Annotated in this window: 14 protein-coding genes; 2 read left to right on the top strand and 12 right to left on the bottom strand. The window is 71.6% G+C overall.

The window, feature by feature from the left end:
• Window positions 1-83: 83 nt before the first annotated feature.
• Complete coding sequence (locus K3N28_RS22660) at window positions 84-926, bottom strand: DUF1838 family protein (protein WP_228095087.1); 843 nt, start codon at window positions 924-926, stop codon at window positions 84-86.
• Between the two features lie 308 nt (window positions 927-1,234).
• Here K3N28_RS22660 and K3N28_RS22655 point away from each other — a divergent pair, with 308 nt between their 5' ends.
• Entirely contained in the window at window positions 1,235-1,615 is a 381-nt protein-coding gene (locus K3N28_RS22655; RefSeq protein ID WP_228095086.1) for a hypothetical protein, read from the top strand.
• 102 nt (window positions 1,616-1,717) lie between these two features.
• Here K3N28_RS22655 and K3N28_RS22650 read toward each other — a convergent pair whose 3' ends face one another.
• The 11 genes from K3N28_RS22650 to K3N28_RS22600 form a co-directional block, all read right to left on the bottom strand.
• Window positions 1,718-2,842: a DUF4185 domain-containing protein gene (locus tag K3N28_RS22650; RefSeq protein WP_228095085.1), complete on the bottom strand. Its 1,125-nt coding sequence runs from the start codon at window positions 2,840-2,842 to the stop codon at window positions 1,718-1,720.
• Window positions 2,839-4,062 carry a GDSL-type esterase/lipase family protein gene (locus K3N28_RS22645; protein WP_228095084.1) on the bottom strand — a complete coding sequence of 408 codons (1,224 nt, stop codon included), beginning with the start codon at window positions 4,060-4,062 and terminating at the stop codon, window positions 2,839-2,841. Before K3N28_RS22645 ends, K3N28_RS22650 begins: the two co-directional genes overlap by 4 nt.
• Window positions 4,059-6,194 (bottom strand): hypothetical protein, encoded by a 2,136-nt coding sequence (locus K3N28_RS22640; RefSeq protein WP_228095082.1) that lies wholly within the window; start codon window positions 6,192-6,194, stop codon window positions 4,059-4,061. Before K3N28_RS22640 ends, K3N28_RS22645 begins: the two co-directional genes overlap by 4 nt.
• 8 nt (window positions 6,195-6,202) lie before the next feature.
• A complete protein-coding gene (locus K3N28_RS22635; protein WP_228095080.1) occupies window positions 6,203-7,015 on the bottom strand; it encodes a carbohydrate ABC transporter permease in 813 nt (270 codons plus the stop codon).
• A 2-nt stretch (window positions 7,016-7,017) separates the two neighbouring features.
• On the bottom strand, window positions 7,018-7,917 hold the full coding sequence (locus tag K3N28_RS22630) for a carbohydrate ABC transporter permease (RefSeq protein ID WP_228095078.1): 900 nt from the start codon (window positions 7,915-7,917) through the stop codon (window positions 7,018-7,020).
• 6 nt (window positions 7,918-7,923) lie between these two features.
• Entirely contained in the window at window positions 7,924-9,180 is a 1,257-nt protein-coding gene (locus K3N28_RS22625) for an ABC transporter substrate-binding protein (RefSeq protein ID WP_228095076.1), read from the bottom strand.
• Window positions 9,181-9,237: 57 nt separating this feature from the next.
• Window positions 9,238-11,067 carry a class I mannose-6-phosphate isomerase gene (locus K3N28_RS22620; RefSeq protein WP_228095074.1) on the bottom strand — a complete coding sequence of 610 codons (1,830 nt, stop codon included), beginning with the start codon at window positions 11,065-11,067 and terminating at the stop codon, window positions 9,238-9,240.
• Between the two features lie 10 nt (window positions 11,068-11,077).
• Window positions 11,078-11,959 (bottom strand): ROK family protein, encoded by an 882-nt coding sequence (locus tag K3N28_RS22615; RefSeq protein ID WP_228095072.1) that lies wholly within the window; start codon window positions 11,957-11,959, stop codon window positions 11,078-11,080.
• 112 nt (window positions 11,960-12,071) lie between these two features.
• Window positions 12,072-13,091 (bottom strand): LacI family DNA-binding transcriptional regulator, encoded by a 1,020-nt coding sequence (locus K3N28_RS22610; protein WP_228095071.1) that lies wholly within the window; start codon window positions 13,089-13,091, stop codon window positions 12,072-12,074.
• Window positions 13,092-13,290: 199 nt separating this feature from the next.
• Window positions 13,291-13,899, bottom strand: coding sequence for a hypothetical protein (locus K3N28_RS22605; protein WP_228095068.1), 609 nt, complete (start codon window positions 13,897-13,899; stop codon window positions 13,291-13,293).
• A gap of 106 nt (window positions 13,900-14,005) precedes the next feature.
• Window positions 14,006-14,959 (bottom strand): EamA family transporter, encoded by a 954-nt coding sequence (locus tag K3N28_RS22600; RefSeq protein ID WP_228095066.1) that lies wholly within the window; start codon window positions 14,957-14,959, stop codon window positions 14,006-14,008.
• Window positions 14,960-15,030: 71 nt separating this feature from the next.
• Here K3N28_RS22600 and K3N28_RS22595 point away from each other — a divergent pair, with 71 nt between their 5' ends.
• Window positions 15,031-15,948 carry a LysR family transcriptional regulator gene (locus K3N28_RS22595; RefSeq protein WP_228095058.1) on the top strand — a complete coding sequence of 306 codons (918 nt, stop codon included), beginning with the start codon at window positions 15,031-15,033 and terminating at the stop codon, window positions 15,946-15,948.
• Window positions 15,949-16,044 lie beyond the last annotated feature (96 nt).

The raw sequence follows: 16,044 nt of genomic DNA, 5'->3' as shown, positions 1-16,044 counted from the left end.
CACCGTGTCCGCATAGGACGTCACATGCCGTTGGCCTCGCACCATTCGGCCCAGGTCATGGCGCCTTCGCCGAGCTGCTTGGCCTAGAAGGAACTCCAGGAGGTCTGATTCGGTCCCGGCTGCTCCGGCGCGGCGGTGTAGAGCGGGTAGTCCGCGAGGACCGCGTCCTTGATCCACGGTTCGAGCCGCTCGAAGCCGTCGAGCGTCCAGTTGCGAGTGTGGTAGACGACGCCCGCGCCGCCGGTCTCGGCCTCGGACAGCGCCATGAACGGCGGCCACGGACCGACCCTGGTCCACGTGCTCACCACCGGGAGCGCGCCTTCGGGCGCGTCCTCCCCGCGGCAGGACTCGACCGCTTCGGCGTCGACCGTGAAGTCGAACAGCTCCCAGGTCGTGTAGATCCCGCTCGGCAGCCCGAACCCGTCGCCGAGGGCCGAGGCGAGGTCGGCGCGGGGCGGGATGTCGGCGTGCCACATGAGCCGCCCGTGGACCGAGCGGGCGGGAGGACCCTCGAAGGAGGGGGCGATCGGGAAGGGGCCCTGGTTGACGGCATCGTTGTTGACCGGGACGACGGGGTAGACGCGGCCGTCGACCGGGTTGGCCCACTCGGTGAGGATGCGGGTCGGTTCGGCCGGGTCGGTGTAGAACACCAGCTCGCGGGTGAGCAGATGGAGCCGGTCCGTGCCGGGCTCGCGGTGGAACCGGCGGATGTTGTACCCCTCGAATCCGAACAGTGCGGCGCCGTGTCGCAGCGCCGGGGCGAGCGCGTCGCCGGGGACGTCGGCGTAGACGGATCCGGAGATCCGGTACACCATGTCCTCGCCGTCCGGTCGGGCCAGCAGTCGGAGGTAGGCGCGTCCGTGCGGCGACTCGACCAGCGAGTACAGGGGCGCGGGGTGCGTGGGGTCCTCGGGCGGTCGTGCCATGGTCACCTGCTCGGTCGGCCGAAACGAGCCTCCAGTGTGGTGGAACCGGGCCGAGGAGTCAACTGCCGGTGCGCCACAGCCGCGGGAGCGGTCGCGAACGCGAGGACACGGATATGTCGACCTGCGGCCGGACCGCCGGAAATCGATCGCCGCGAAGAAGACCGGCCTCAAGCCGTCTAATCGGGCACTGAACTGGGTAAACTCCGGGTTGACGGAATCCGGGCCCGTGAGCAGGTCTTATTCGAGTCCTGTTCGCCAAGGCGGCTCCGAATCGCGGAGCACCGGGCCGACCGAGGGAGGATGCGACCATGAAATCGCAGAAGGATCTGCAGGACACCGGCGCGGAGCCGGCGAGCGAGTCCGACGCGTTGCGCCTGGCCGACATCGCCGGACGCGACGCCGCCCAATTGGAGGAGACCGACGAGGGCGACGCCTACGTCGCCGACGACGACGAGCCGTGGCCCGTCGCCAAGGTCGGCGGCCGGCGGATGGTCGCCGCCGCGGCGGCGGTGGTCGTGGTGGCGGCCGCGGTGGTGGGGGCCAAGATGGCCTACGACCGCCGCAGGTCCAACCGCGGCTACCACAAGGCCGTCGCGCAGCTGGAGGACGCGCGGGACGCGATCATCTCGGCGGCCGCCGAGCTGCCCGAGCGCGGCCGTGAAGTCCTGGACCGGGTCAGAAACCGCTGACCGGGACGGGCGGCATCGGCGATCGCCCGAGCACACGGAACGGCGGTCGCGACGGGTGGCGGCGAGGACCGCCCCCGCCCGTCGCGACCGCCGTTCATGCCGTCAGTGCCGGCCGTTCCCGCGGCCGTTGGCGAAGGTGACGGTGACGTCGATGTAGCGGGGACGGTAGATGCGCGCGTCCTCGTACAGGTCGTCGGGTGCGAAGCTGTTGACGTTGTAGGTCACCAGCAGTCGGTTCCCGTCGCTGAGGTGCGGGTGCGCCTTGGCGTTGTAGGTGAAGACGTTCCCGCCGGTCTCCGGGGTCTCGTACAGCACGGTCTTGCCGGTGTAGGGCCCCTCGATGGCGTCGCTGCGGTACATCACGATCTTGGCGCTGAGCGCTTCGGTGGCGTCGCCGGTGACGAGCGTGAACCGGCCTTGGAAGCGGGAGACGCTGAACTCGTTCGAGACGCCTTCGAGGATGCGGCTGGAGCCGCTGGGGTCCTCGGTCCACTCCCCCGCGGCGAAGTACTCCCAGTCCGCCGTGGTGAGCGAGCCGGAGGGCACGCGGGCGAGGTGGGCGTACTTCTGCGCCTGCAGGTCCTCGACGCCGAAGACGTAGGTGTGCCCGTCGTGGGGGTCCTCGTAGATCGCCGAGCCCCAGTTCACCCCCGACTCCGGGAGCGCCGTGATCGCCGTGAGGCTCATGTCGTCGACGTCGAAGGTGGCGACGGCGTTGCCGCTGAACGCGAAGTCGAACACCCCGGACCCGGTCTTGACGAACTCGAGCAGCATCACGTGCAGGGCGTCGCCTTCGACCGTGCCGTCGCCGAACCAGTACCAGCGCTCGGACTCGTCGGCGTCCGCGACCTTCGCGAGCGATTCGGGCGCGTCGGGCGTCCCTCCGGTGTGGGTGGTGAGCGTGCCGCCGTCGTCGACGATGATCGAGTTGTGGAGGAACGGCGAGTCCAGGGGCCGGCCGCCGTCCTCGTCGACCTCCCCGAGGAACGTGTCGGAGTAGAGCCACGCGGTCGAGCCGTCGGGCAGTTGGACGCTGTAGGCGGAGTCGGCGCCGGTCCAGCGCCCCGCGGTGTCGGCGTAGGCGCCGAAGCGCTCGGTGAGCTCCTCGTTGACGGAGGCGCACACGCGCGGCTCGGACGCCGGGGCGGCGCCGGCGGTCAAGGGGACCGCTGCGGTGGCGAGCCCGGTGAACAGGGCTGCGGCGAGTGTGGTCGATCGTCGGGTCATGGTCTGCTCCTTTGCAGATCTCGGGACTCGCCGGAGGGGCGGCCCCTGGGGGTCGAGCCGTGCGGGACGGCGAATTCGGAGAGGACGGCGTCGGCGAAGCGTTCGCCGATGCGGCGCTGGACGTCCGGGCCGGGGTGCAGGTTGTCCGGCAGCGGCATCGCGGCGGCGTCGCGGCCGCTGTAGAGCGACAGGCCGTCGAAGTAGTGCAGTCGGTGGTCGTCGTCCCGGCGGCGGTCCACGATGGAGGCGAGTTCGTCGCGGACGGTGCGGAGCGAGAGCTTTCCGGCCGCGACGTCGGCCTCGGTGCCCGCCGCGATCGACCACTCCTCGTCGCGGCCGGGGTCCTGCACGGTGGGTCCGGCCGCGGTCTCGACCGGCTCGCACCAGATCGGCGAGACGAGCACGATCGGCGTCTCGGGGTGGCCGTCGCGGACGGTGTCGAGGAAGCCGTCGACGGCGGGGCGGAACGCGCGCAGGCGCATCACGTCGCCGCAGACGAGGTTGATGCCGATCTTCAGGGTGACGAGGTCGGCGGGCGCGTCGCGGATCGTCCTGGCGGTGAACGGGTCGAGCATGGCGTTGCCGCTGAAGGCGAGGTTCTGGAGGTGGGCCCCGGCCCGGAGCGCCGCGACCACCGGCCAGGTGCCGGTGGTCGTGTCGGCCCGGTAGCCGTGGCTGATGGAGCTGCCGTGGTGGACCCAGCGGAGCGCCCCGGATTCGGGCAGGGGCGCGACGGGCGCGTCGGCGCGCAGTTCCAGCAGCTCCACCGCGTCGTGATACGGCAGCCACAGTTCCAGGTCGCGCTCGGCGCCCGTGCCGAGCCCTGTGAATCGCGCCGTGGCGTCCGGTCCGGGCACGATCGCGCCGTCCGGCCGTTCGAAGGCGAACACGAAGCGGGAGCCGACGGGCACGGTCGCGGACGCCGCGAGTCGCGACCCCTCGGTGAGCTCGTAGACGCTCGGCGGCATGGGCGCCTCGGCGTCGGCGGCGAGGCGCCGCGCCTGCACGTCGAGCTCGATCACGTCGGCGGCCGTGCGGAGGGCGAGGCGGACGCCGGCGCTCTCCGCGCTGGTCTGGACCATGAAGCGGTCCGGGATCTGCCGTCTGGCCCATCGCGGCAGCCGGTGCGGGAGGAGCCCGCGCGGCGTCTCCTCGACCTCGACGGCGCCGCGGACCATCGCCGGTTCGATCGGGACGCGTCGCAGCGGTCGCGCGTTCATGACGCGTCGGTGACGGTGCCGTCGGCGTGGACGTCGACGAGCCGGTCGCCGATGCGCAGGCCGCGGAGCACCGCGTCGGGGTCGAGGTCGGCGATGCAGGCGCGGGAGGTGTCGAGGCGGTCGTCGCCGACGCTGGGATCGACGCCGAAGAACGACTCGATCACCAGGGCCACATAGGCGCCGGCGGAGGAGCAGGCCCAGTCGATGATGTACGGCAGCTGGGGAGGCGCTTTGCGCGCGCCGCCGTTGACCGGCGGCATGGCCTCCTCGGTGAAGTGCGCCTGCCCGGGCGGCCCCTGGTTCGCGGAGCGGGCGAGTCCGGGGAGCCAGTCGAGGGCGGCGGACGGCGCGCCGAGCGCGACGAGCGAGCGGGCCGCGTCCGCGGGCCACGCGGGGTAGGCGCCGTTCCACTGGTGGTCGGGGCGGACGCTGAAGCTCGCGTCGGGGTCCCTTGGGGACAGTGAGCGCGTCCAGACCCCGGTCTGGAGTTCGCGCCGGTAGAAGTCGACCATCTCCCCGCGCACCCGGGCGGGGAGGTCGTCGGCGATGGTGGTGCCGACGACGCTGAAGTCGTAGACGTGCCGCACCGGGACGCGGGTGCCGTCGGGCTGGCGGGCGGCGAAGTGCCCGGCGCCGGGCAGGTAGAGGTCGACGACCTCGCCGACGAGGGCGTCCGCTTCGGCCGCCAGGTCCTCGGCCGTGTCGGGATCGCCGGTGGCGGCGAGGATCTCGGCCGCGGTGCGGAGGTTCCACACGTTCGCGGCGTTGAGGCTCGCGACCTCGTGCGTGTAGGAGCTGACGCATTCGAGGAGGTTGTCGATCTCGCCGTAGTCGGCCAGCGCGGACGAGCCGCGCAGGCCGCGCCAGGCCAGGGCCCAGTCGCGCAGATGCTCGCGCACCGGACGGCCGCCGGCGGACTCGTCGAGCAGGCCGGTGTCGCCGGTGAACCGGAGGTAGTCGTGGACGAGCCGGGTCATCGCGTAGTCGTTGACCGAGTACCAGCGGCCGACGGGCCCGCCCGTGAGGGACGAGGTGCCGAAGTGCGTGTGGATGTCGGAGGCGATCCAGTGCGACAGCTGACGTCGCATGACGTCCGGGTCGAGCAGCGCGTGCGTGATGGAGCTGAGGCTGTAGTCCCAGATGAACGTGGTGGTGGCCCAGTAGTTGGGCATGAGGGTGTCGTAGCTGCGTCCGAGGACGTTGCCCGCGAAGTCGCGCCGGAACCAGATGACGCCGAGCGCGCCCCACCAGTAGAGGCGGCGCAGCGCGTCGGAGGAGGTCTCCAATGTGGGCAGATGCCCGGAGAACTCGCCGTTCCCGGGCCGGAAGGCGGCGTCGAGCTGCGTGTTCCAGAAGGACTCGGCGGCGGCCACGGTGGCCGGGACGTCGGCGGCGATGGCGGCGAAGGCCGCGGTGGCGGCCGCTTCGGTGGCGCCGACGGCGTGGACGTAGCCGAATCGGGCCGTCCCGCCGGGGGCGACGTCGAGGCTGACGCGGACCTCGCCGCCGCGCTCGATGCCGCCGATGCCGACCTCGTGCTCCCCCGCGGCGGGGGCAATGCCGGAGAGCCGCACCTCGGCGTCGGTGTCGACGCCTTGAACGCTCCAGGCCGTGCCCGCCTCGTTCGCGAAGACCAGGCGCGAGGGCGCGGCGGTGGCGCGGTTGCGTTCCTCGGGGGCGACCGCGTCGAGCCAGGCCGTCCCGGATCGGGTCGCCGCGGCGGCGAGCGAGAGCGCGACCGGGACGGTCCGGGGCGCGTCGCCGGTGTTGGTGACGCTGACGTCGACGGCGACGCCGGCCCGGCCGGGGGCGCACACCGTGACGGTGGCGAGGTCGAGCCCGGGGAGGGACACGCTGCGGCGCACCCGGTCGGGACGCCATTCGTGCGTGATCGGCGCGCCGTAGGACTCCAGCAGGCGTCCGTCCACGAAGCACGCCGCGGTCCGGGTGGGGCCTTGGGAGACGGGCGGGAACGTGACGGCACTGATCGCGGTGAGGTCGTGCTCGACTCGGGCGGTGCCGAGCAGGTTGGTGAGCCCGCTGGGCGCGATCATGTCGTCGTAGTGGTGCGTGACCGGGTCGGCGGCGAGGTCGTCGACCGTGGGGACGGTGCGCGAGGCGGCAGGGCGCATGAGGACTCCTAGTACTGCCCGAGGGCGAGGCCGCGGGCGAAGAACTTCTGCGTGCAGAGGAAGAGCACGACCGTGGGCAGCGAGACGAGCAGGCCGCCGGCGAGCACGGTCGACATCTGCGCGCCGCCGTAGGTGCTCTGCATCCCGGCGAGGCTGGTCACGATGGGCCGCACGGTGTCGGACTGGCTGAGGGTGAGGCCGAGCAGGAAGTCGTTCCAGATGAACGTGGCCTGCAGGATGAAGATCGCGACGAGCGCGCTCGAGGCCATCGGCAGGTACACCCGGGTGAAGATGCGCAGGGTGGACGCGCCGTCGAGCACGGCCGCCTCGAAGACGTTGTGCGCGATGCCGGTGAAGAAGTTGCGCATCACGAACGCCGAGAACGGGACCGAGATCGCCGTGTAGACGATGACCATGCCGGTCCGGGTGTCGAACAGGCCCGTGCGCGAGTACGCGTCGAACATCGGCAGCAGGATCATCTGGAGCGGGAAGACGGTGCCGCCGAAGATCGCGACGAACCAGGCGAACCCGTGCCGCAGACGGAGCGCGACGATCGCGAAGCCCGCGGCGGAGCCGATCAGAACGGCGATCGCGGGCGAGACGACCGCGTAGAGCAGGGTGCTGGCGACGCTCTCACCGAGCCCGGACAGCCGCATGGCCTCGGCGATGTTCCCGAACAGCGAGAAGTCGGTGGGCCGCCACGACTCGGCGGTCGTGAACGTCTCCGGCGCCTTCGCGGCGTTGATCAGGAGCAGGTACACCGGCAGCAGCCAGATCAGGCCGAGGACGATGAGGACGCCGGTGCGGATGACTCGTGACATGGTCAGGCCTCGTGCTTCCGGGACAGCTGCTCGCGCAGGTAGAGGATCGCGGCGGCGAGCGTCACGACCGTGAGGAACACCGCGATCGCCGAGCCCAGGCCGTATTCGCTGTTCACGAAGGTCTCCTTGTACATCGTCAGCGCGAGCGTCTCGGATTCGCGGCCCGGCCCGCCCTTGGTCATGCCCTGCACGATGTCGAACGTCTTCAGGCTGGCGACGATCGAGAGCCCGACGACGACCGCGGTGAGCGGGCGCAGCATGGGCCACAGGATGCTGCGGAAGAGCCGCAGGCCCGTCGCGCCGTCCATCCGGGCCGCTTCGAGGGGCTCCTTGGGGATCGACTGGAGGCCGATCGTGAAGAGCAGGGCGTTCACGCCGACGCCCTGCCAGGCGGTCGCGAGGATCATCACGACCGTGTTGAGCGGGGCGTCGACGAGCCAGCGGGGCGTGTCGACGATCCCGAAGGCGGCGAGCGCCTGGTCGAGCGCGCCGTCGCCGCCGAGGATGAACGACCAGATCACCGCCACCCCGATGCCCGAGAGGGCGTACGGGATGAGGAACGGCAGCCGCAGCCAGCTGCCGCCGGCGAGGTTCCAGGTGAGCAGGGCGACCCCGAGCCCGATGCCCACCGGGACGAGGAGGGTGCCGACGACCCACAGCAGCGTGTTGAACACGGAGCCGAGGAACTGCGGGTCGTCGAACATCTCGACGTAGTTCTCGACGCCGACCCATTCGGGGTCGCCCAGGCCGTTGTACTCGGTGAGGCTGAGGAAGGTCGTCCACAGCAGCGGCAGGTACAGCAGCACCGCCACGAAGAGGACGCCCGGTGCGATGAACCCCAGGGCCGACCAGCGGTACGGGTCCTTGGGGGCCTTCACCGTCGGGGTCTTGTCGGACGTCATCGGGTGCTACTCCTGGTCTGCCCAGTAGTCGTCGGCCTCGGCCTGGATCGTCTCCAGGTACGGCAGCGGGTCGCCCGGGTCGGCGATGAACGCGCCGAACTGCTCGAGCGCGACGGTGAGGATCGGCGTGGGCGTGGCCTCGTAGTACCGGTCGTAGAGCTCGTAGTCGTCACCGGAGACGGTCGTGCCGAGCTCTTCGAGCATCGGGTCGGCGACGGTGGCCTTCGGGTTGAACGCGACGTCGCCGCGGGCTTCGCTCCACGCGGTCTGCGCCTCGGGCGACATCCACCATTCGGAGTAGGCCAGGCCGAGCGTCTTCTGCGAGGAGTTCTCGGCGACGCAGAGCGGTCCGGATTCGACGGCGACCGGGGTCTTGGCGAGGTCGGGGTTCACCGCGGGGATGACGAACATGTCGTAGTCCTCGCCGGAGACCATGCCGGCCCCGTCGAGCGAGCCGTTGAAGAACGACCCGAAGTTGATCATCGCGAAGTCGCCCTGCTTGAGGCCGACGGCCGGGTCGACCGTGCTGCCGGCGTCGCTGAACCAGCCCGCTTCCTGCTGGTCGCGCCAGGTCTCCATGATCGCGACGATCCGCGGGTCGGTGTACTGCACCTCGCCGGTGGCGAGTCCGTTGTAGAGCTCGGGGTCGGTGCCGGCGACGAGCTGCTGGAACCACGGGAAGGTGAACAGCGTGCTGGTCTGGTAGTAGGGCGTGATCCCGGCTTCGGTGAGCCGCTCGGCGATCGCGTCGAGTTCGGCCCAGGTGGTGGGCTCTTCGAGGCCCTGCTCTTCGAAGACGTGCTTGTTGTAGTACATCACCCAGTAGGCGATGTTCATCGGGACGCAGTACTGCTTGCCGTCGAAGGTGTAGGCCTCGCGCATGTCGGCGGCGACCCAGCCCTCGTCCACGGCCTCGGTCCAGATGTCGGTGGTCTCCGCGACGAGGCCCTCGTCGACGAGTTCGGCGAGCGAGGGGCCGGTCTGCCAGGTGAAGAGCCCGGGGCTCTTGTCCGTGCGGAAGGACTGCTTGATGAACGCGTCGTACTGGTCGGCGTCGGAGTAGCCGGTCGTGTTCAGCGTGATGTCGGCGTCGGATTCGCTGGTCGCGTTGAGCTCGTCGAAGTCGGGCTCCCACGCGGCCTTGTTCGTGTAGAAGTCGAGCGTGCCGGTGGTCGCGCCGTCGTCCTCGCCGCCTCCGCCGCAGGCGGTGAGCACCAGCCCGGCGGCGAGGGCGACGGCGAGGGGGATCTTCCTGGTTCGCATTGGGAACTCCTTTGTTCTTGTCGGTTCGGGGCGACGAGGGGCCGCCCGAAGTCGGTGTCAGGCCTCGCCGACGCGAGTGCCGCGGACGGAGGCCTTGACGGTCGCGAAGCGCTCACTGCGCGAGCGGGCGGTGCGGCGGACGACGTAGGGGCCGACCGCCGCCGGCACGATGAACGTCTCGGCGTAGTGGATCTCGTACGGGTCGAACGCGCCGGTGGGGCTGACGACCTCGACCTCGTCGCCTTCCACGAGGTTGAGCACGTTCACGGTGCCCTCGGTGTCGTGGGCGGCCTCCTCGGCGAACCAGTGGCGGCGGACCTCGATGAACTCGAGTTCGTGCAGCCCGGTGCGTTCCTCCACGACGTCGCCGTCGGCGGACACGACCTCGACCCGGTTGACGAGCTGCTCCTCGGTCCAGCCCGCGTCCCGGCTCCACACGAGGTTCCGTTCGCCGTGGTCCAGGTGGACGGGGCGGGGGATGCCGTCGAGGCCGAGGCGCCCCCAGTCCCAGAGCTTGAAGGTGAAGATGAACGGGGTCGCGGAGATCTCGAGGACCATCGAGTTCGCGCCGGAGCTGTGGACGGTGCCGGCCGGGATGAGGAAGTGGTCGTGTTTCTTGGCGGGGAAGGTGTTCACGTACTTCTCGGCCTCGAAGGGGCGCTCGCCGGTCTGCGCGGCGCGCAGGTCCTCCATCATCGCGTCCTTGTCGACGCCGTCCTTGAACCCGAGGTAGACGCGGGCGTCGTCCCCGGCGTCGAGCATGTAGTACGACTCGTCCTGCGTGTAGTGCATGCCGAACGTCTGCTGGATGTAGTCGGTGAGCGGGTGCACCTGGAGGGAGAGGTTGCCGCCCTCCATGGTGTCGAGGAAGTCGAACCGGATCGGGAACTCGGCGCCGAAGCGCGCGTAGGTCCGCTCCCCCAGCAGCGCCTTCGGCTGCGTGAACACCAGGTCCAGGGAGGGGATCTCGACGACGGCGCCCTCGGCGTCTTCGAGGAGCAGCGAGTTCTCCTCCGGGACGCAGTCGAAGCACCACGCGTAGTTCGGCTTCGCCGGGTCGAGGCCGAACCGGCGCTTCATCCACTGGCCGCCCCACGAACCGGGGTCGAAGAAGGGCACGACGCGGAACGGACGGCGCGCGGCGTTCGCGATCGCGGTGCGGAAGGCCTCGCCGGTGATCATGCCGGCCTCGCGGGAGGTCGGCTCGGCGGCGCCGATCGCGTTGGCGTCGAGCAGGAAGTCGACCCGGTCGAACAGGGTGCGCTTGTGGCGGTCGGCCACGCGCCATTCCACGAAGAACCCTCGCTTGTACTTGCGCAGCTGGTCCTCCCCCGGGTTCCGGGCCCGCCAGTTCGCGGCCCCGGCGCGCTGGCGCTGCTGGATCTCCCAGCGGGCCATGTCCGCGAGGACGAGCGCGTACGGGGCGCCGGTGCGGCGGGCGATGAGGTCGGCGCCCCAGCCGAGGAGGACGACGGGCCCGTCGTCGCCGTCCACTTCGACGGCGAGCTTGTCGAGGCGTTCGGCGTCGTAGAAGGCGTCCACGGTGGCGTGCGAGAGGACGCCGAAGACGCGGTCGTCGGTGAGGTTGTCGGCGATGCGGGCGTCGATCTGCTCGATCGGGAGGGCGGCGGCGTCCTCGACGTCGACCAGCCGCCACTGCGGGAGCGCGGCGGCGATCGCCTCCCCGATGCGCGGGAGGTCCGCACCGGGGTAGGCGTCGACGACGAGCAGCGGTGCGCGCCCGGCGGCCCGCTCGGTCGCGAGCGCCGCGGCCTCGGCCCAGGCCGGAGCACCGTGGAGCACGCGGGCCTCCGCCGGCAGCGGCACGGTCGGCTGCTTGACGTAGCTTCCGGTCGGACCGGCGGGGGACGGACTGGCGGTGGTCAAGGTCGCTCCTTCAGCGGTGGTGTTCGGCGGCGAGGACGGCGAGTCCGCGCAGCACCGAGAGGTCGGGTCGGTCGGGGATGACGAAGGCGGGCCGGTGCGAGCTGGTCCAGAGGTGCTTCCGGACGTGCGCTTCGACGGGTTCGGCGACGGCGCGGCCGGCGCGCATGACGCCGCCGGAGAGGATGACGACCTCCGGGTCGTAGGCGTGGCACAGGGACACGGCGGTGGCGCCCCAGGCGCGGATGGCGCGGTCGCGGAGGGCGAGGGCGGCTTCGTCGCCTACTGCGGCGGCGGCGAACAGCGCTTCGACGTCGGTGACCGCGTCGCCGCGGGCGGCGAGGTCGCGTCGGAGGGCCCAGGCTCCGGCGATCGATTCGGCGCAGCCGACGTTGCCGCAGTTGCAGGTCGCGGCGTCGAGGTCGACGGTGAGGTGGCCGCCGAGGATGCCCGCGTGGTCGTGGGCTCCTCTGAGGACGGTGCCGTCCATGGCGGCGGCGGTGCCGATCCCGGTGCCGAGGGTCATGAGGACGGCGTCCCGGGCTCCGGCGGCCGAGCCGGTGGTGATCTCGCCGACGAGCGCGGCGCGGGCGTCGTTCTCGACCACGGCCGGGAGTCCGAAGGCGGTCTCGGCCCAGGCGATGAGGTCGAGGCCGCCGAGGCGGGGGTGCTTGTCGTGCGCCTTCACGAGCCGGCCGGCGGCGCGGTCCACGACGCCGGGGACCGCGATCCCGGCGGCGGTCGGCGAGCAGTCGGCGACCAGCGCGGCCGCCGCGTCCCGCGTCGCCTCGAGGTCGCCCTCGCCGACGGGGATCGCGGCGGTGCGGAGGGGCGCGCCACGATCGAGGACGCCGAGCTTGATCGCGGAGCCGCCGAAGTCGATGCAGAGTTCCACCGCTCGTCTCCTTCCTCGTGCGTGGGCCGCGAGACCGTGGTGGTGAGCTTGAGGTTGGTAACGTTACCAACAACTGTCGAGACTGGCAACTCCCCTGGTCAGAGGCAAGATATCAGGGATGTTCGATGGTGACGGGCAATTCGACCGTGGTGGGCGCGGCGGTCTCGTCGCCCCCGTCGAGGCGCGCGAACAGGAGGGTCGCCGCCTCGCGTCCGAGCAGCCGCGCGTCGTGGTCGATGACGGTGACCGGCACCGGCATGAGCTCGGAGAGCTCGAAGTCGTCGAAGCTCACGATCGCGGGGCGGGGCCCGGGGAGGTCGTCGCGGATCCGCCGCCCGATCTCGCGCAGGGCGCCGATGGTGTTGCGGTTGTTGGCGCTGAAGATCGCCGTCGGCGGCTCGTCGAGGTCGAGCATCGCCTTGGCGGCGCGGCTGGCCGCGGTCACGTCCTGCTGGTCCCGGGCGACGATCGCGGGATCGATCGGCGCCCCGCGCTCGTTCATCGCCTGCTCGTAGCCGCGGTAGCGGCGTTCGCCGGTGAACACCGAGCTGCGGTTCCCGAGGAACCCGATGCGGGTGTGCCCGGCGTCGAGCAGCGAGATTGTGCCGCGGTAGGCGCCGCCCACGTCGTCGAGCAGCACCGTGTCGACGTCCAGGCCGGGCACGCGGCGGGAGGCGAGCACGAGCGGGACGTCGCCGAGGCGCTCGGGCCGCAGGTGCTCGGCGTCGCCGCTGGTCGGCACGAGGATGAGCCCGTCGACCTGGCGTCCGATGAAGTCGCTGACGAGCTGCCGTTCGCGCGCGTCGTCCTCACCCGTGTTGCCGAGGAGGATCCGCCGGCCGTGCTCGGCGGCGACCTCCTCGACGCCGAGCGCGAAGTTGCCGTAGTAGGGGTTCGCGAGGTTCGTGATCGCGACCCCGATGAGCCCGCTGGGCTGCCCGGGGCGGAGGCTGCGAGCGTTCTCGTTGCGGTAGTAGCCGAGTTCGCGGACGGCCGTCATGACGCGCTCTTGCAGATCGGGCCGGACGTTCCTGCCCCCGGCGAGTGTGCGGGAGACGGTCATCGGGCTCACTCCGGCGCGTCGCGCGACCTCTTTGATCGTCAACTGGCGCGCCCCTCGCGATGTCGCCATGCCCGCCCTCCTGCCAGTGGTGGGCCAATCCTATTCGAACGCCGCGCCGACCGGACGCCCCCGCCGCGGCCGGGCGTCGAGCGCCGGGAGGGCGGGCTTCGCCTTGCGCGCCAAGGGCCCGGCGCCCGGAGGAGCGTCCGGGCGCCGGGCCTTCGCCGCAAGGCGCTCGCGCCGCACCGCGACGCGGGCGGAGCGATGCTCAGATGGCCTGGCCGGTCTCGGACTGGACGGAGCCGCCCTCGGGGGCGGCCTCGGTGTGGACGGTGTCGAGGAAGCCGTCGCCGTCGGCGTCGGTCAGGACGGTGTCCGCGATCCCGTCGCCGTCGGAGTCGACCTCGATCTCGTCGACCAGGCCGTCGCCGTCGTGGTCCGTCGCGATGACGTCGGCGCGCCCGTCGCCGTCGAGGTCGGTGACGACCTGGTTGACGACGCCGTCGCCGTCGGTGTCGTAGGAGATCTGGTCCACCAGGCCGTCCCCGTCGGTGTCCGACTCGTAGGTGTCGACCACGCCGTCGCCGTCGGTGTCGGCGATGGCGGTCTCGAAGGTGCCGTCGCCGTCGAGGTCGATCAGCACCTCGTCGGAGATCCCGTCCCCGTCGTCGTCGACGGCGACCGCGTCGGCCTCGCCGTCGCCGTCCGAGTCGATGTACGTGACGCCGTCGGCGGTGAGGGTGGCGTCCGCGTAACCGTCGCCGTCCAGGTCGAAGACCTCTTCGACGTGCGAGACGGTGCCCGCGGCGTCGTCGTCGGCGGCCGTGTCCTCGGGCGTGGGTCCGGCTTCCTCGGGGGTCTCGTCGTACTCGCTCATCGGTCGCGTCCTTCACTCGGTGGTGCGTCGGTGCAGACGACTCTACGGTCGCCGCAGGGGCCCGGGATCCCCAGAGCGTGCCATCCGGCCCGGCCGTGCGGCGCCGTCACGGCCGGTGCGGTGCGGGCTCGGCCAGAGCCGCAGGTTCCGGCGATGCCGCCTGACGGGGCGGCGTACCGAGGTCGAGGGGCTTCACGCGCCTGCGGACGCCGCCGAGGAGGACGCCGCCGACGACCAGGACGCCGCCGAGGGCTTCGGGGAGCGTCACGGTCTCGCCCAGGATCAGCCACGCGGCGGTCATGCCGGTCACGGGCACCAGCATCGAGAACGGCGCCACCACCCCCGCGGGGTGGCGCGACATGAGCCAGGTCCACAGCCCCGAACCGAGGACCGTGGCGATCACGACGGTGTAGAGCAGGCCGACCACGGCCCCGACGGCGCCCGGTTCGCCGTAGTCGGTCAGCGAATCGGCGATGCGCGAGGGCCCTTCCCACGCCAATGCGAGCGCCAGCATCGGCAGGGGCGGGACCACGGACATCCACAGGGTCAGATGCAGCGGGTTCGCCGCTCGCGCCTGCCGGTTGCTGATGTTGCCGATCGCCCAGCCGAGGGCGCCGGCGAGCGTCAGCAGGAACGGGATCACGCTGGCGTGTTCGGCGCGCTGCCAGCCGACCACCGCGAGGCCGCCGACCGCGACCAGGACGCCGAGCAGCTGCGCGCCGCTCACGCGCTCGCGCAGGAACGTGGCGCCCAGCAGCATGGTGAACGGCCCGGAGGCCTGGAGGACCAGGGACGCGAGCCCCGCGGGCATCCCGGCGGCCATGCCCCAGTACAGGAACAGGAACTGCAGGGTGCCGAAGCCGAGGCCGTAGCCGATCAGCCAGCGCAGCGGCACGTCGGGCCGTTTGACCAGCAGCACCGTCGGCACGGCGATCAGGGCGAAGCGGAGCGCCACGAGGAACATCGGAGGGAAGTGCTGGAGCGAGGCGTCGATGGCGATGAAGTTGAGCCCCCACATGACGGCGACGGCGATCGCGAGGAGGACGTGGCGAACAGGCATGGGCCCATCATGAACGCCATGACTGTAAAGCACAAATGAAACTTGCTTAACCTATTATGTAGCATTGCTACATGGACGTACGCCACCTGGAGTTGCTTCGCGAGTTGGCCCTCCGCGGCAGTGTCACCGAGGTGGCGCGCGCCACGCATCGGACGCCGTCGGCGGTCTCGCAGCAGCTCAAGGCCGCGCAGCGCGAGTTCGGCATGGCGCTGGCGGAGCCGTCGGGCCGCGGGCTGCGCTTGACCGAGGCGGGCCGGGTGCTGGCCGAGGGCGGTTCGACGGTGGCCACCGCGCTCGAACAGGTGCGGGCCCGCTGGGACTCGTTCCTCGGGGAACCGTCCGGGACCGTCACCGTCGCGGCCCTCCCGAGTGCGGCGACGTTCATGCTCGCGGCGGTGATGCGGGACATCGAGGGCAGCGCGATCGAGCTGCGGTGCAGTGACATCGACCTTGCCGAGGCGGAGTTCGCCGCGCTGGCGGCCGACAGCGACATCGTGATCGCGCACAGTTTCACCGGTGTGCGCCCGGCGGGCGCGGCCTCGCTCACGGTCGCGCCGCTGGCGCGCGAGCCGCTCGACGTGGCGATGGCCGCGGACCATCCGCTCGCCGCGCGGGCGACCGTCCGCACCGACGACCTCGTCGACTGGGAGTGGATCGGCGTGCCCAAGGGCTACCCGTTCGACTCCGTGCTCGAGTCGATCGAGCGGGCGACCGGGACCGCGCTGCGGGTGTCCCAGCGGATCCGCGACAACCGGCTCGTGGAGTCGCTCGTGGCCGGGAGCCGCCGCATCGCCGTGCTCCCCCGGTTCACCACCCCGACGGGGACCGGTCTCGTCCTGCGCGAGATCGCCGACATCCCCACGCGACGGCACATCACCGCGATCCTGCGGCCGGACCGGGCCGAACGGCTGGCGGTCAAGCGCGTCCTGGACGCGTTCCGGCGGGTGGCCGCCGATGTGGAACGGCGGCACCGCCGCACCGAGGCCTGACCGGGGACCGCTTCAGGCGGCGCCGGTATGGCCTCCCGGCACGCGCGTGCCCACCTCGCCGCGAGGCGATGGCGTGTCCGGCGGGGGGCGCTTGAG

Source organism: Glycomyces sp. TRM65418, assembly GCF_019710475.1.
Lineage (GTDB): Bacteria > Actinomycetota > Actinomycetes > Mycobacteriales > Micromonosporaceae > Glycomyces.
The sequence above is the reverse complement of the archived record's forward strand: the minus strand, read 5'-3'. Positions and strand labels throughout refer to the sequence as shown.

What these genes read in the sequence shown, in the direction of transcription:
- K3N28_RS22660 (WP_228095087.1), bottom strand. Translation starts at nt 926, where the DNA reads ATGGCACGACCGCCCGAGGACCCCACGCACCCCGCGCCCCTGTACTCG.
- K3N28_RS22655 (WP_228095086.1), top strand. Translation starts at nt 1,235, where the DNA reads ATGAAATCGCAGAAGGATCTGCAGGACACCGGCGCGGAGCCGGCGAGC.
- K3N28_RS22650 (WP_228095085.1), bottom strand. Translation starts at nt 2,842, where the DNA reads ATGACCCGACGATCGACCACACTCGCCGCAGCCCTGTTCACCGGGCTC.
- K3N28_RS22645 (WP_228095084.1), bottom strand. Translation starts at nt 4,062, where the DNA reads ATGAACGCGCGACCGCTGCGACGCGTCCCGATCGAACCGGCGATGGTC.
- K3N28_RS22640 (WP_228095082.1), bottom strand. Translation starts at nt 6,194, where the DNA reads ATGCGCCCTGCCGCCTCGCGCACCGTCCCCACGGTCGACGACCTCGCC.
- K3N28_RS22635 (WP_228095080.1), bottom strand. Translation starts at nt 7,015, where the DNA reads ATGTCACGAGTCATCCGCACCGGCGTCCTCATCGTCCTCGGCCTGATC.
- K3N28_RS22630 (WP_228095078.1), bottom strand. Translation starts at nt 7,917, where the DNA reads ATGACGTCCGACAAGACCCCGACGGTGAAGGCCCCCAAGGACCCGTAC.
- K3N28_RS22625 (WP_228095076.1), bottom strand. Translation starts at nt 9,180, where the DNA reads ATGCGAACCAGGAAGATCCCCCTCGCCGTCGCCCTCGCCGCCGGGCTG.
- K3N28_RS22610 (WP_228095071.1), bottom strand. Translation starts at nt 13,091, where the DNA reads ATGGCGACATCGCGAGGGGCGCGCCAGTTGACGATCAAAGAGGTCGCG.
- K3N28_RS22605 (WP_228095068.1), bottom strand. Translation starts at nt 13,899, where the DNA reads ATGAGCGAGTACGACGAGACCCCCGAGGAAGCCGGACCCACGCCCGAG.
- K3N28_RS22600 (WP_228095066.1), bottom strand. Translation starts at nt 14,959, where the DNA reads ATGCCTGTTCGCCACGTCCTCCTCGCGATCGCCGTCGCCGTCATGTGG.
- K3N28_RS22595 (WP_228095058.1), top strand. Translation starts at nt 15,031, where the DNA reads ATGGACGTACGCCACCTGGAGTTGCTTCGCGAGTTGGCCCTCCGCGGC.